Here is a 13,836-nt window from a genome sequence, read left to right as displayed (position 1 = left end):
GGCTACTGCCCCAGTGCCGCGGGCTTCGCCGGGCACATGCCCGCGCCCTGCCACCGCTGCCGCAGGTCGTCGGGGATGTCGAGGGTGGTCGACTGGCCGTCGGTGAGGGTGCGCACGCTGCCGCCGAGCAGGATCTCCCCCGCCTTGTCCAACACCTTCGTGGCGATCCGGCTGCGGTCCTCGCCGCGTTCGAGCGCCCGCATCAACCGGGTCCCGGCGCGGACCGCGGTCGTCCAGCCACGCGAGTCCGGCACCTCCATCCAGTCGGCGACCCGGGGATCCACCGTCTGCCGGACCATGGCCGCGATGACGCCGTCGAACACCTCGCCGGGCAGCATGTTCTCGTAGAGGTCAAGCAGGTTCCGGGTGAGCGCAACACCTTCCGGCGAGGGCGCGTACACCGCCTCGACGAGCAGTGCGTTGAGTTCCCGCGCCTCGGCCAAGGTCTCGGGCATGGCTTCGGCCGGGATGCCGAGCATCGCGCCGGTGACGCGCCAGACGTAGTAGTAGCTCTCGGCTTCCTCCTCGCTCACCGAGATCCCGATGCGGCGCATACCGTCGATCACCTGCACCGAGAAGATGAACAACGCGCCGAGCAGGTCCTGCTGGCACAGCGGAACCCCGTCGGCCGCGCTGTCCCACTTGCCCGAACGTTCGATGAAGTACCGCACGGCGGCGTGGATCAACCGTGTCTTCTGGATCGTCGGCACGAAGCTCCCGCCGCTGCCGAACGGGTTGGGGCCCATCATGTTCAGCACGAACTGCGCGGTTTCCGACAGGCGCCGATGGGGCTGGTTCAGGCGGTGGGTCAGCGTCAGCACGCGCGACGGGCGCGGCTGGGCGTAGCAGTTGACCATGGCACCGAAGGACAACACGGAAGCGACGTGCACCCCGTCGTCGGCGAAGAACTCGTACGCGTGGGCCACCCGGTCCAGATCGGCCCATTCCGGGGGCACGTCCGTGGCGATCAGGTAGTCGCGCACCGATTCGGGCAGATCCGCCGGGATGGGCTGGTCATTCGCGCGGAATTGCGCCAGCACCTCGTTCACGGCCTCGATGCGGCCGGTGCCTGCGAGGTCGGCGATCACCGCGTCCGCGAGTGGATCCCCTTGGTACATCAACGCTTCCACCGCGGTCATGTCGATCAAGTCGCTGCCCCCTGAGGTCGCCTTCCGGCCCTTCAGCTAAGCGATCTCCACCGCGTAGAACCAGGGCCGGTCCCGTCGACCCCCCGATCGTGGAGGTACTCAAGTCGAACGGCCTAACGCGTCAGCAGGCGTCCCGCGCAGTCGGCGACCAGGTCCTCGGCGTACTCCGGGATCCCCGAACCGCCGCGCAGGTGCCGCCGCACGGTCGAGTAGGGGATGTCGACGGTGGCGAGCACCAGCCGGTCGACGTCTTCGGCACCGGACCGGCCGAGGCGATCAGCAAGCGCCCGCAGCGTGCGGTCGACCTGCGCGTTGCGCTTGGCCAGACGGTCCCGCGCGTCCGTGGGCCACGTCGGCTCGCCGAAGTCGACCGGCCCGTAGAGCAGGACCGCCGCCTCGGCGGGGTGCACCCGGCACCACGAGACGACGTGCCGGGCGGCCGCGGCGGGCGAGTCGCCGTCGAGCGCGTCGAGGAAGCCTTCCTGGAACCGCTCCACGGTGCGCAGCCACAGCTCGGCGAGCAACGCCGCCCGGCTGGGGAAGCGGTGGTAGATCGACCCGCTGGGCGCGCCGGCCTCGCGGGCGACCGCGGTGACGGTGACCGCGGCCGGCCCGCCCGCGGCGGCCAGCGCGGCCGCGGCGTCCAGCAGGCGATCCATGTCGTGCCGCGGCGGCCGTCCCATGGCGGGCAGGGTACCGCCAACCCGCTACGGTGTGCGCAGGCGAACGCGAGGAGTCCTCATGTCCGAACACGATCCCGACCTCGTTCCCGACGGCGTCGACCTGGAACACCCCAACCCGGCGCGGATCTACGACTGGTTCCTGGGCGGGAACGCGAACTGGGCGATCGACCGCGAGTTCGGCGCGAAGGCCGTGGCGGCGTTCCCGATGGTGCGCTCGATGGCCAAGGTCGGCCGCGAATTCCTCGGCCGCGGGGTGCACTACCTCGCCCGCCAGGGCATCACCCAGTTCCTCGACCTCGGGTCCGGCGTGCCGACCGTGGGCAACGTGCACGAGATCGCCGATTCGGTGAACCCGGACAGCCGGTGCGTCTACGTGGACAACGAGCCCGTCGCGGTGGCGCACTCGCAGGTGCTGCTGGAACGCGAAGGCGACCTGCGCCGGCACGCCGTGCTGCAGGCCGACCTGCGGAACCCGGAGGACGTCTGGGAACGCGCGATGGACACCGGCGTGCTCAACCCGAGGGAACCGATCGGGCTGATCATGGTGAACGTGCTGTACTTCGTCAGCCAGGAGGACGGTCCGGAGGACATCATCGGGCAGTACCGGGACCTGCTGGTGCCGGGTTCGTACTTCCTGTCCTCGCACATGACCGTGGACGGCGTGCCCGCCGAGGGCGAGGAGGAACGGGCCGCGGTCCGCCGCCAGTACCGCAACTCGGCGACGCCGCTGCACCTGCGTTCGCGCGAGGAGTTCACCCGCTTCTTCGACGGCTTCGACCTGGTGGACCCGGGGGTCACCTGGATCCCGGAGTGGCGGCCGGACGAGCTGAAGTCCGAAGCCACGCAGGACTTCCTCGCCGAACCGGCCACCAGCAGCGCCTTCGCCGGCCTGGGCCGGAAGCCGTAACCCCGCCGCCCGGTCCCGGCCGAATGCCATGAGTGGGGCATTACTTGCATTGAACGCTAGTAATGCCCCACTCATAGCGTTCGGCTCAGGCTCGTAGGATCGGGGGGTGGCGGACGAAGGGCTCAGCGTCGATCAGGGGATCCGGACGCTGCTGCTGCTCATGCCGCGGATGGCCGGGCGGCTCAAGCGGCTCCCGATCCCCGAGCAGCTCCGCTCCTTTTCCCTCGCGCCGCGGCACCTGTCGCTGCTCGCCTACCTGCTGTTCGACGGGCCGATGCCGGTCAGCGAACTCGCCCGCCTGCTCCAGGTCGCGCCCGCCACGGTGAGCCTGATGGTGGGCGACCTGAGCAGGCAGGGCGTGCTCGAACGCCGGGAGGACGAGCAGGATCGGCGTCGCACCATCGTGAGCATCGCCGAGCAGCACCGCGATGCCGTGGACGCCTGGCTGTCGGCGGGCGCGAGGGCCTGGCGCAAGGCGCTGGAGCCGCTCACGCCCGAGCAGCGGCAGCTCTTCGTCGAAACGCTGGAAACCTACGAACGGGAAGCGGCGGCCGAGCGCTCCTGATCAGGGGCGGTGGCCCAGGTCCAGCACGGCCCAGACGGTGCGCGTGGTGCCGTCGGTGCGGACACCCCAGTCGAGCGGCAGTTGTTCGAGCAGCAACCGGCCGTCGATGTCGTCCTCGACCGGGGCCTCCAGCGGTTCGCCGCTGGACTCGGCGTCGAGTTCGAGGTGCAGGCGCGCGGCCTGGCGGTTCAGGCCGAGCCGGATCTCACCGACCTGCTCGTGGTAGCGCTCGGCGTCCTTGATCAGCTCGTCGACCACCAGGAGCGCCCGGTGCACCGCCTCGGGTGTCGCGCCGTCGAGCATCAGGCGCACCTGCGCCCGCGCCCAGGAAGTGCTCTCCGGTCCGTCGGTCAGGGACATCCTCGCGTTCAGGATCTGTTCGCGCCTCGGCACCGTCACCGTGAACTCCCTCGAAATCGGCCTGCACAACGCTGGTTATGGGTACCCCGGCCACTTACGGGTGAAACCCCGGAGAGTGAACACCATGACCGAGAACGTGACCCCGGCACCGCCGCGGTGATCCTGGACCGCGGAAAGGGCGGACCGCAACGATTGTATCGCCCATCCGGTGACCTATTCACCACAGGCGAAAATGACCGTGGAGAAATGATTCGATTGCGACAAATGGAGCAGTCTGGAGCACTGTCGCGTCGAAGGCGCGGGGCACGTTTGGCCTAGTCCCCAGCCTGACAACGACTCCGCGACCCCGCACCGGCTGCGTTGATGCGAGAATTCGGCTGACCATATCTCGAATTGGCAACGTCCTCGTCATGGGGTAACCCGTTCCGGGTTTCACTGGCATGGAGACAGCGGAGAAGCTCTGCGTCCAGCCTTCCGAGACCTGTGCCGCGGTGGTCGCCGAAGCCGCCACCGGCGACCCGGCCGCACTGGCGCGGTTGATCGCGGCCATCCGGCCGTTCTTGGTCCGGTACTGCCGCGCGCGCATCGGCAAGCACGGGGATTCCTTCGGCCCGGCGGACGAGGTGGCGCAGGAGGTCTGCATCTCGGTGCTGACCGCGCTGCCCACCCGGCGGGACGACGGTTCCCTGCGTGCCTTCGTCTACGAGATCGCCTTCCAGCGGGTCGGCGAAGCGCGCCCGGGCACCGACGACCAGCTCGGCGCGGTGATCCGCGCGCTGCCGGAAACCGAACGTGAGGTCATGGTGCTGCGGGTCGTGCTCGGGATGAGCGCCGAGCACACCGCCGAGGCGATGGGCAGCACGTCCGCCGCGATACGGCGGATCCAGCAGCGTGCCCTGGCGAGTTTGCGTGGCGCCTAACTTTCCACGCCGGTGCGGTCGATCTCCAGCACGCAGGCCGCGGCGCTGCTGCGGTTGCCGACCCTGGTGAACCGGGACGACGCCGCCTTGAACAGGCGCGCGGCGTCCTGGCATTCCCCGAGCACCCGGTAGGCGCGGCCGATGTCGAGCCGCACCTGCGCCGCGCACTGGTCGTCGCGCAGGGATTCCAGCCGCTCGATCGCCTGGTACAGGCTGGCCAGCGCGCGCTCGGGATCACCGCGGCGCAGGTGGAGCTGGCCGACCCGCCGCAGCACGAGCGCCATCCGGTGGTCGTCACCGAGTTCGGCGCACAGCCGGCGGGCCTGGTCGAGCGCGGACTCCGCGTCGGCGAGCTGCCCGAGTTCCAGGCAGACCGCGGCGATCGAGGTGTGGCTGTGGGCCGCGCCCAGCCGGTCCCCGCATTCGACGAACATCTCCAGCGCGCGCACGCTGCGCGCGTGTGCCTGCTCCGGCCGCCAGGTCACCCGGGAGACCACGCCGAGACCGGTCAGCGCGCGGGCCATGCCGAGCCGGTCGCCCAGCGAGGAGCTGATCCGGTAGGAGGTGCTCAGCGCCTTGACCGCGTCGGCGAACTCGTCCCAGTAGATGTGCAGCTGCCCGATCCCGCGCAGCAGCGCCGCTTCCCCGCGCGCGTCCCCGGCTTCCCGCACGGCCGTCAGCGCGAGGTAGTGGCACCGGGCCCATTCCTGGTACAGCCCGCGGTAGTCGAAGTAGGAGGCCGCCGTCGCGGCGAGTTCCCAGGCCAGTTCGGCGAACCCGGCCGCGGCCGCGTAGCCGACCGCGTCCTCGATCCCCTGCTGCTCGGCCTCGAACCAGGCCAGCGGATCCGCGGGCGGCGGGATGTCCACCGGCCACCGCTTCGCGTCCCCCGGCTCGGGCCGCAGCACGCTGCCCGGCAGGCGGGCGGCGGCCCGTTCGGTCTGCCACAGCAATCCGCCGAGCACGCGTTCGAGGGCCGCTTCCCGTTCCGCGCCCACGGTTTCCGGCACGGAGGTGCGGACGAGGTCGTGCAGCCGGTACCGCCGCCCGCTCTCCCGGACCAGTTGCCGCTCACGCAGCTCGCCCAGCAGGCGCTCGGCCTCGGCGGGGTCGCCGTCGACCACGGCGGCGGCGATCCACGCGGAGAACTCGGGCATGGGCAGCACGGCCAGCCGCGTGAGCAGCCGCAGCGACTCCGGGTCGAGCTGCTGGAGGTCCTGGGCGGGTTCGGTGCGCAGGATGCCGACCTGGATCCCGCGCAGCGCGGCCGACGGCTCCACCCCCAGCTCCTCGACGAGCTTTTCCCGCCACCGCCGGTAAACCGCCAGCGCGTCGGCAGCGCGCCCGCGATCGGCCAGCGCGGTCATCAACTGCCCGCAGAAGCGTTCCCGGAACGGGTGCGCGGTGATCAGTTCGCGCAGCTCGGTGCTCAGCTCGTCAACGGCACCGAGGCGCAGTTGCGCGTCGATGCATTCTTCGAGGACCGCGAGCCGCCGTTCTTCCCACGCGGTGACGAATTCGGTGAGCGCGTCGAGCCGGACGTCTTCGAGCACCGGACCGCGCCACAGCGCCAGCCCCTCGCGCAGCGCGCGCACCCCGGCTTCCAGGTCGCCGTCGGCGAGCAGCCGCCGCCCGCGCCGGGCGAACTCGGCGAAACTGTCCACATCGGACTTTCCGGGCGCCGCCGGCAGCCGGTACCCGTGGCCCACGGTGACAATCGGGTCGGCGTCACCCGGCTCCCGCAACGCCCGCCGCAACTGGGAGACCAGCCCCTGGATCTGCACGCGGTAGCTCGGTGGCGGCGACGCGCCCCACAGCGCTTCGGCGAGCCGGTCGACCGAGACCACCTGATTCGCCTCCGCCAGCAGGATGGCGAACAGCAGGCGCGCCTGCGGTCTGCCCAGGCGAAGTTCCGCCCCGTCCCGCTCCACGAGCAGCGGACCGAATGCCCGATAGACGATCGTCATGCGCACCCCCAGGCCGTCTGACGCGTGTGACAGTATCAGGTTAGTTGTCACATCGGTCAGAAATTCACCACTTCGGTTCGGTATTCGGCCACCACCCGTGGTTAGGTCAGCACCATGCGAGAGGACGTCCGCGCACCCAAGCAGCCACTGGACCGGACGGCCCGCACCACGGTGCTGCTGTTGTTCGCCGCGTGGACAGTGGACTACGTCGATCGCCTGTTGGTCAACCTCGCGCTGCCCGACATCGGCGCCGAGTTCGGCCTCGACCACACCCAGCAGGGACTGGTGCTCTCCGCTTTCTTCCTGGCGTACGCGGTGTTCCAGATTCCGGGCGGGCTGCTGGCCGACCGGTTCGGCGCGGTGCGGGTGATGCTGGCCGCGGTGCTGGCGTGGTCGGCGTTCACCGCGCTGACCGGCCTGGTCGGCTCGTTCGTACTGCTGCTCGCGGTGCGCTTCCTGTTCGGCGCGGCCGAAGGCGTGTTCCCCGGCGCGTCGATCAAGGCGTTGTCCGAACGCACCGAACCGGGGCAGCGCATGACGGCCAACGGCTGGATGCAGAGTTCCAACGCGTTCGGCGTGCTGCTCGCGCCCGCCATCGCGGCCCCGCTGATCGCCTGGTGGGGCTGGCGCGGGGCGTTCATCGGGGTGGCGGTGCTCGGGATTTTCGTGTTCCTGGCGTTGCGGAAGTGGCTGCCCGCCCCGCGGACCGCGGTCGAGCGGGTGGACTCCCGCACGCGGGACGTCCTGCTCTCGCCGGTGATGTGGCGGTTCGCGCTGATGTTCTTCGGCTACGACGTGATCGTCTGGGGCCTGTCGTCGTGGGTGCCCTCGTACCTGCAAACCGAACGCGGGCTCACGCTCACCGAGGCGGGCGCGATCACCGCACTGCCCGCCGTGTTCGGCGGGATCGCCGTGGTGCTCGGGGGCCGGTGGAGCGACCGGCTGCGCGGCAGGCACCGGGTGATCATCCTGCCCGCGATGGCCGCGACGGCGATCTGCCTGGTGGCCATGTCCTACTCGGAGCCGACGGCGTTGTTCGCCGTGTTCCTGACTTTGTCGGGCATGTTCGCCGCGCTGTGCTACATGCCGATCTTCGCCGTGCCCCTGCGGAGCCTGCCCGCCGGGCTGGCCGGTGCGGGCGCGGGCCTGATCGTCTTCGGCGGACAGGCAGCGGGCATGGTCATCCCGGTGGTGATGGGCGCACTGGTCGACGGTTTCTCCTACCGCGTCGCCTTCCTGTCACTGCTAGCCGGAGTAGTCATCACGGTCCTAGCAGCGCTAGCCACGCCGCAGTGTTTTCTGCCTCGGCTTCGCCGAGGCGGGTGAGGTCGCTTTGAGCCGATGTTTGGCTGGGCGATGGAAACGGCCTTGGGGGCCGTTTCCATCGCCCACCCAGACATCGGCGCGACCTCACACAGATGAGCAGGTGCCTTGCCGGAGGCGTGGGGGGCTATATAGAGTTCTGCCTATGCCGAGAATGACCTTGCAGACCCAGGCCGTGCTCGCGGTGTTCCTGGAGCGCGGCACCGGGGAGCTGTGGGGGTTCGAGCTGAGTAAGGCCAGCGGCCTGCCGGCCGGGACCATCTACCCGATCCTCCAGCGGCTGACGACAGCCGGGTGGGTGACCAGCCGGTGGGAGCAGCCCGAGCACGCCCAGGAAGCCGGGCGGCCACCGCGGCGGTACTACACGCTCACCACCGAAGGCCGCGCCCGGGCCGTGCACGCGCTGGCCGAAGGCGCGAAGAAGCGCGCGAGTCTCTCCCGCCTGCTCGGACCGGCCGAGGAGGGCGCATGAGTGCCTCGCTCATCCGCAGTCCCCGCTGGTGGCTGACGCCCTTCGCGCTGGCGACCGCCTCACTCCTGCTGGCCCGCAACGAATGGCTCATCGCCGCGGTCAGTCTGGTGTGGACGACCACGGCCGCGTTGCTGGCCGCCGCCGTGCTGCTCGGGATCACCCGTCGCTGTCTGCCGGACGGGGTCACGCTCCTGAACCGGCTGGCCGTCGTGCTGCCGCGCGCGGAACGGGACGACTGGCGCGCGGAACTCGTCGCGGTGTTGCACGCCTGCGAGGGCCGCGAACGCACGCGCCAGGCACTCGGTTTCCTCGCCGCGTTGCCGCTCACCGCCGTCTCCAGCCGGGTCCACCGGTGATCCGGCTCGAATCCGTCGGCCAGCGGTACCGGCGCGGGCCCATGGTCGTCGAGGACGTCGACCTCGAGATCAAACCCGGCGAACCGCTCGTCGTCCTCGGCGAGAACGGGTCCGGCAAATCGACCCTGCTGCGCGTGATCGCGGGCTGCGGCACGCCGTCCGAAGGCCGGATCACCGGCCGCCCGGCGACCGTCGGGTACGTGCCCGACCGGTTCCCCGCACACCTGCGCATGCCCGCGTCCAGCTATTTGCGGCACCTGCGGCGCATTCGCGGGCGCCATTCCGGGAACCCGGTGGAACTGTTGGAGCGCCTGGGTTTCTCCGGTGGCCTCTCGACGCCGATGAGCCGGCTCTCCAAGGGAAACGCGCAGAAGGTCGGCCTGGTGCAGGCGCTGACCAGCGGCGCCGAACTGCTGGTGCTCGACGAGCCGTGGTCCGGGCTGGACGTCGGGGTGCGGCCGGTGCTCTCCGAGGTGATCACCGCGCTCGCCCCGAGCACGGCGCTCGTGCTCACCGACCACACCGGCACCGCCGACGCCCTGCCACAGCACCGGAAACTGCGGCTGCGCGAACAACGGCTGACCGACGAACCCGACGGCGAAGGCACCCTGGTGATCACCCTGACCTGTCCGGCCCGGCTCGCCGACCCGGTGCTCGCCGAGGTGTCCCGGCGTGGCGCCACCGTCCGGGAGGTGCGGCGCGCGTGATCTGGCCGCTGGTCCGGTACTACAGCGCGGATCTGCTGCGCTCGCAGCGGTTCCTGCTCCCCTTCCTGCTCTACGGGATGTTGCTGGCACCGCTGTTCGGCGGTGATCCCGGCCCGCCGCCCGCCACCTGGGCGGCCTCGGTGCTCGCGCTGTACCCGGTCTCGGTGTGGCTCGCGGTGACCGTGGCGAACACCGAGGACCCGGTGCAGCGGCAGGTGACCATCGCCGCGGCGGGCGGCCGTGGCCGGGTCACCACCGGCATCCTGCTCACCTGCCTGCTCGCCGACCTGGTGCTGGTGGCGCTCGCGATGGCCTGGCCGGTGCTGGCCACCGCCTACGCCCATCCCCCGCACCTGCTCGCGGCCGGCGCGCTCGCGCACTTCGCGGCCGGCGCCACCGGCACCGCGGTCGGCCTGCTGTGCGCCCGCCCGGTGGTGCACGGCATCGGCTGGTCCGCGGTGCTCGGTGCCGCCGTGGTCGCCGCGACCGGGTTCCAGCGCTGGCTGCCGCCGGTCGGCTCGGCCGCGCGCACCCTGGTGGACACCCCCGTTTCGCTGTCCACCCTGGGGTTCGACGCGGGACTCGCGCTGACGCTCGCCGTGGTGGCGGGCGTGGTGGTCAGCCGAGTCCGAGCAGCGTGACGAACCGGCCGACCATCAGGTCGGTGCCCTTGATCTGCGAGGTCGTGGCCGCGTCCAGCAGGCCCGATTCGAGGGTGTAGGTGGCGCCCTTGTGCGGGCCGAGCGGCAACGCCATCCCGGGCGGCGCGGCTTCGTAGGTGGCCAGTTCGCCGTCGCCCTGGATGAGCACGCGGATGTTCGCCGCGACCACCTCGGCGTGCTCCGCGGCGGCGCGCGCCATCTTGGCCTCCGGCACGGCGGTGATGTCCCCGATGGCGAACACCTTCTCCTGCCCGGCCAGGCGCAGGTCCGGGGTCACCTCGACGCGCCCGTCCGGCTGCCGGGCCGCGGCCAGCGCGCCGGTGAGGTACCCGGTGGCCGGCACGTTGCCGAAGCAGCGGAACCACAGGTCCGCGGTGATCTTCGTGCCGTCGGCGGTCGCCACGGTGAAGCCGCCCTCGGCCGGTGGCGTCTCGACCGACGTGCCCAGCAGCAGTTCCACGCCGAGTTCTTCGAGCTGCTCCCGCACCGAAGCGCGGAACTCCTGGGGGAAGCCGGGCACCAGTTCCGGCGCCGGGTCCACGATGGTGACCGCCTTCTCCGGCCACTTCGCCTTGATCTCCCCCGCCAGTTCGAGCCCGACCGGACCCGCGCCGAGCAGCAGCACGCTCGCGGCCCCGGCGAGTTCGTCGTGCGCGGCCCGCAGTTTCGCCTTGGCCGCTTCGGTGTCGTGGTCGGCGAATTTGGCCGGGAACGGGTACGAGGCGCCGGTGGCGAGCACGAGGTAGTCGGCCTCGAGCCGCTCGCCGGAGCCGAGCGTGACCGCACCGGCGTCCGCCGCCACCGCGTGGTCGCGGACCACCCGGCCGCGCTGGAGCAGCCGGTCGTACGGCAGGAAGAGCTGGTCGGCGAACTCCGGTTCGACCAGGCCGCGCAACGCGCCGACGTGGTGCACGAAACGGTCCTTCGGCTCGACGAGCACCACGTCGGCCACGTCGTCGAGCGCCTTCGCGGCGCTGGCCCCGCCGTACCCGCCACCGATGACCACCACGGTCGCTGTCATGCGGACTCCTTAGTTCGTAGTGCGTATTGTTCGTCCTACGAACTACAGTAGTTCGTAGGACGAACGAACGTCAACTACACTCGGGATATGAGCGAGCCGATGGATCTGGCGACCGCGCTGGTGCGGCTGTCGCACCTGGTACAGCGGGTGTTCACCGAAGTCAGCCGGGACCACGACCTGACCCAGCAGCAGGCGCAGCTGCTCTGCGCGCTGATCGCCGGGCCGGTGGGCATGACCGAGCTGGGCCGGACCCTGCACCTGGAGAAATCCAGCATGACCGGGCTGGTCGACCGGGTGGAGCGGCGCGGCCTGGTCACCCGCGTGCGCGACGACCACGACCGGCGTGCCTGCCGGATCGCGCTGACCGAGAAGGGCGCCGAACTCGGCGAGCGCTCGCACGAGGGCGTGGTCGCGCAGCTCAACGAGCTGACCGCGGACCTGCCCGCCGGGACGCGCGAGCTGCTCGCCACCGCGCTCTCCGGGCTGACCACCCAAGCCGACGCGGGACGACAGGTGTTCGAACCGGCTAACGTGCGCGCATGAAAATCACGCACCGGTTCACCCTCGCCGCTGTCACCGCACTGGCACTGACGGGCCTGGCGACCCCGGCCCAGGCCGCGCCCGCCGCACCGACCGTCCACTGTGAATTCACGCCAACCCCGGAGAACCCGGCCGCGCGGCCGGTGCACCCGCCGTCGCCGGCCGCCTCGGCCAAGGGCACGGCGAAAGCGGTGCTGCAGACCAATTACGGCCTGGTCGCGATCGAACTGGACAAGGCGAACGCGCCGTGCGCGGTGCACAACTTCCGGCACCTCATCCGCAGCTGGTTCTACCAGCACACGCAGTGCTTCCGGCTGACCGCTTCGCAGCGGCTGGGCGTGCTGCAGTGCGGGGACATCTACGAGGTGGAGAAGGGCGGGCCGGGCTACCGGTTCCCGGACGAGGTGACCGGCGAGGAGACCTACCCGCGCGGCACGGTCGCGATGGGCAACCAGGGACCGGGCACGAACGGCAGCCAGTTCTTCTTCGTGCACTCGCACGCGAACATCGACCCGAAGTACAGCGTGCTGGGGCGCGTGGTGTGGGGCATGGACACCCTGGACCGGATCGTCGCCGCCGGGATCGCCGATGGCGCCGAAGACGGCGCACCGGCGCGACCCGTGCGCATCCACTTCGCCCTGACCTCGTAGGAGCTCGGAGGACACGAATGTGGCTTTGGGGGCCGAATCCGCCCCCAAAGCCACATTCGTGACATCCCCGGGTTCACCTAGGGGCGGTTGGCGGGAGATTCCCTGATGTGGGCGATGGGGGGCAGAGCCAGGCGGAACTCGCGCCACGGCGGTGAACGCGTGCTCGCCGACGTACTCGGGGTGGCCGGCGCGGTCGGGCTGATCGCCAGCCTGGGACAGATGGTCATCGACCTGCTCGTCGGCTTCCGGGCGGAAGACCGCGCCGGGATGAGCGCGTTGTTCCAGAGCTACCAGGACATCCCCCGGCTTCGAAGCGGTCTTCTACGGCGTCGTGCCGTCGCTGGCGCTGGGCGCGATCTCCCTGCTGGTGGTGCTGCTGGCGGTCCGCCGGGACGCCCCGCCGTGGGCGGCGGTCCTGTTCGTCGCCGCCGCGGTGTGCGTCGGCACGCAGGTCACCGCGTTGATGGTGCTCGGCGGCGTGGCCCTCTGCCTCACCCTGCCCGCCCTGCGGGAACCGGCCACCCCGCGGGTGCCGGTCCCGGCTTGATCGGTTCGGCCACGAACCGGCTTCGAACCTGGCTTCGGGGGGCGGCGGCTGCCAGACTGGGCCGCCCCGTCCGGTTTTCCCGGAATGTCCCAGCGGAGGTTTCAGCGTGGAATCCTCGGTCGCCACCACCGTGCTGCTGCCGATCGCGCTCGGCGTGGTCATGTTCGGCCTCGGTCTTTCCCTGACCACCAAGGACTTCGCCCGGGTGCTCAGCTACCCGAAAGCGGTCGTGGTGGCACTGGTGTGCCAGGTGCTGGTGCTGCCCGCGGTCTGCTTCGGCCTGGTCTACGCGCTGAGCCTGCCGCCGGAACTGGCGGTCGGCATGATGCTGCTCGCGGCCTCCCCCGGCGGCACCAGCGCGAACCTGTTCAGCCACCTGGCGCACGGCGACGTAGCGCTGAACGTCACGCTCACCGCGATCAACTCGCTGCTCGCCGTGATCACGCTGCCACTGGTGGTCAACTTCTCGCTCGGCCACTTCCTCGCCGGGGACGCCGGGATCGGCCTGCAGTTCGGCAAGACCGTGCAGGTCTTCGCGATCGTGCTGATCCCGGTGGCGCTGGGGATGCTGGCACGCAACCGGGTGCCGGTGCTCGCCGAACGAGCCCGGAAGCCGGTGAAGCTGCTGTCCCTGGTGTTCCTGGTCGGCACCATTCTCGTGGCCGTCTACCAGGAACGCGCCAACATCGGCGGCTACCTCGCCGACGTCGGGCTGGCGACCCTGCTGTTCAGCGTGCTGTCGATCGCGCTGGGCTACCTCGCGCCGCGGCTGTTCCGGGTGGACCGCAGGCAGGCGATCGCCGCCGCGATGGAGATCGGCATCCACAACAGCGTGCTGGCCATCACCATCGCGCTGACCCTGCTCGACAACACCCGCATCGCCATCCCGGGCGCGGTCTACGGCATCGTCATGTTCTTCACCGCCGGCGCCTTCGGCTTCCTGATCAGCCGCCGGGTCACCGCCCCCACGGACACCGCCGAGGTGCCGTGAATGTGGCTTTCACGGCG

General features: G+C 70.8%; 17 protein-coding genes. 12 read left to right on the top strand and 5 right to left on the bottom strand.

Annotation, left to right across the window (positions count from 1 at the left end; all coding sequences use genetic code 11):
* Positions 1 to 2: 2 nt before the first annotated feature.
* Positions 3 to 1,139: an oxygenase MpaB family protein gene (locus L3Q67_RS18400; RefSeq protein WP_499190651.1), complete on the bottom strand. Its 1,137-nt coding sequence runs from the start codon at positions 1,137 to 1,139 to the stop codon at positions 3 to 5.
* 122 nt (positions 1,140 to 1,261) lie between these two features.
* On the bottom strand, positions 1,262 to 1,831 hold the full coding sequence (locus tag L3Q67_RS18395; protein WP_499190650.1) for a TetR/AcrR family transcriptional regulator: 570 nt from the start codon (positions 1,829 to 1,831) through the stop codon (positions 1,262 to 1,264).
* Between the two features lie 58 nt (positions 1,832 to 1,889).
* On the opposite strand from L3Q67_RS18395, the gene L3Q67_RS18390 reads away from it, so the two are divergent.
* Together L3Q67_RS18390 and L3Q67_RS18385 are read left to right on the top strand one after the other, a co-directional pair.
* Positions 1,890 to 2,738 carry a class I SAM-dependent methyltransferase gene (locus L3Q67_RS18390; RefSeq protein WP_499190649.1) on the top strand — a complete coding sequence of 283 codons (849 nt, stop codon included), beginning with the start codon at positions 1,890 to 1,892 and terminating at the stop codon, positions 2,736 to 2,738.
* Between the two features lie 160 nt (positions 2,739 to 2,898).
* Positions 2,899 to 3,303 carry a MarR family winged helix-turn-helix transcriptional regulator gene (locus L3Q67_RS18385; protein ID WP_499191570.1) on the top strand — a complete coding sequence of 135 codons (405 nt, stop codon included), beginning with the start codon at positions 2,899 to 2,901 and terminating at the stop codon, positions 3,301 to 3,303.
* On the opposite strand, the gene L3Q67_RS18380 is transcribed toward L3Q67_RS18385, so the two are convergent.
* Positions 3,304 to 3,702 carry an ATP-binding protein gene (locus tag L3Q67_RS18380; RefSeq protein ID WP_499190648.1) on the bottom strand — a complete coding sequence of 133 codons (399 nt, stop codon included), beginning with the start codon at positions 3,700 to 3,702 and terminating at the stop codon, positions 3,304 to 3,306.
* Positions 3,703 to 4,103: 401 nt separating this feature from the next.
* Here L3Q67_RS18380 and L3Q67_RS18375 point away from each other — a divergent pair, with 401 nt between their 5' ends.
* Positions 4,104 to 4,583: a sigma factor-like helix-turn-helix DNA-binding protein gene (locus L3Q67_RS18375; RefSeq protein WP_499190647.1), complete on the top strand. Its 480-nt coding sequence runs from the start codon at positions 4,104 to 4,106 to the stop codon at positions 4,581 to 4,583.
* Here the strand turns inward: L3Q67_RS18375 and L3Q67_RS18370 are convergent.
* Complete coding sequence (locus tag L3Q67_RS18370) at positions 4,580 to 6,550, bottom strand: AfsR/SARP family transcriptional regulator (protein WP_499190646.1); 1,971 nt, start codon at positions 6,548 to 6,550, stop codon at positions 4,580 to 4,582. The genes L3Q67_RS18375 and L3Q67_RS18370 overlap by 4 nt on opposite strands.
* 114 nt (positions 6,551 to 6,664) lie before the next feature.
* Here L3Q67_RS18370 and L3Q67_RS18365 point away from each other — a divergent pair, with 114 nt between their 5' ends.
* The 5 genes from L3Q67_RS18365 to L3Q67_RS18345 all read left to right on the top strand — a co-directional run bounded on the left by L3Q67_RS18365 (position 6,665) and on the right by L3Q67_RS18345 (position 10,049).
* Entirely contained in the window at positions 6,665 to 7,876 is a 1,212-nt protein-coding gene (locus L3Q67_RS18365) for an MFS transporter (RefSeq protein WP_499190645.1), read from the top strand.
* Between the two features lie 142 nt (positions 7,877 to 8,018).
* Positions 8,019 to 8,345 carry a PadR family transcriptional regulator gene (locus L3Q67_RS18360; protein WP_499190644.1) on the top strand — a complete coding sequence of 109 codons (327 nt, stop codon included), beginning with the start codon at positions 8,019 to 8,021 and terminating at the stop codon, positions 8,343 to 8,345.
* Positions 8,342 to 8,701, top strand: a complete 360-nt coding sequence (locus L3Q67_RS18355) for a hypothetical protein (RefSeq protein ID WP_499190643.1) — start codon at positions 8,342 to 8,344, stop codon at positions 8,699 to 8,701. The genes L3Q67_RS18360 and L3Q67_RS18355 overlap by 4 nt, the downstream gene beginning before the upstream one ends.
* A complete protein-coding gene (locus L3Q67_RS18350; protein ID WP_499190642.1) occupies positions 8,698 to 9,408 on the top strand; it encodes an ABC transporter ATP-binding protein in 711 nt (236 codons plus the stop codon). The genes L3Q67_RS18355 and L3Q67_RS18350 overlap by 4 nt, the downstream gene beginning before the upstream one ends.
* Entirely contained in the window at positions 9,405 to 10,049 is a 645-nt protein-coding gene (locus L3Q67_RS18345) for a hypothetical protein (RefSeq protein ID WP_499190641.1), read from the top strand. Before L3Q67_RS18350 ends, L3Q67_RS18345 begins: the two co-directional genes overlap by 4 nt.
* Here L3Q67_RS18345 and L3Q67_RS18340 read toward each other — a convergent pair.
* Positions 10,027 to 11,091, bottom strand: coding sequence for an NAD(P)/FAD-dependent oxidoreductase (locus L3Q67_RS18340; RefSeq protein WP_499190640.1), 1,065 nt, complete (start codon positions 11,089 to 11,091; stop codon positions 10,027 to 10,029). The two genes, L3Q67_RS18345 and L3Q67_RS18340, sit on opposite strands and share 23 nt — an antisense overlap.
* 87 nt (positions 11,092 to 11,178) lie before the next feature.
* Between L3Q67_RS18340 and L3Q67_RS18335 the strand changes: the two genes are divergently transcribed.
* The 4 genes from L3Q67_RS18335 (at position 11,179) to L3Q67_RS18320 (ending at position 13,819) form a co-directional block, all read left to right on the top strand.
* A complete protein-coding gene (locus L3Q67_RS18335) occupies positions 11,179 to 11,634 on the top strand; it encodes a MarR family winged helix-turn-helix transcriptional regulator (RefSeq protein ID WP_499190639.1) in 456 nt (151 codons plus the stop codon).
* A complete protein-coding gene (locus L3Q67_RS18330) occupies positions 11,631 to 12,281 on the top strand; it encodes a peptidylprolyl isomerase (RefSeq protein WP_499190638.1) in 651 nt (216 codons plus the stop codon). The genes L3Q67_RS18335 and L3Q67_RS18330 overlap by 4 nt, the downstream gene beginning before the upstream one ends.
* A 331-nt stretch (positions 12,282 to 12,612) precedes the next feature.
* Positions 12,613 to 12,828, top strand: coding sequence for a hypothetical protein (locus L3Q67_RS18325; RefSeq protein ID WP_499190637.1), 216 nt, complete (start codon positions 12,613 to 12,615; stop codon positions 12,826 to 12,828).
* A 106-nt stretch (positions 12,829 to 12,934) separates the two neighbouring features.
* Positions 12,935 to 13,819: a bile acid:sodium symporter family protein gene (locus tag L3Q67_RS18320; protein ID WP_499190636.1), complete on the top strand. Its 885-nt coding sequence runs from the start codon at positions 12,935 to 12,937 to the stop codon at positions 13,817 to 13,819.
* Positions 13,820 to 13,836: the final 17 nt, after the last annotated feature.

It is taken from the genome of Saccharothrix sp. AJ9571, from assembly GCF_021725495.1.
Classification (GTDB): domain Bacteria; phylum Actinomycetota; class Actinomycetes; order Mycobacteriales; family Pseudonocardiaceae; genus Amycolatopsis; species Amycolatopsis magusensis.
The sequence above is the reverse complement of the archived record's forward strand: the minus strand, read 5'-3'. Positions and strand labels throughout refer to the sequence as shown.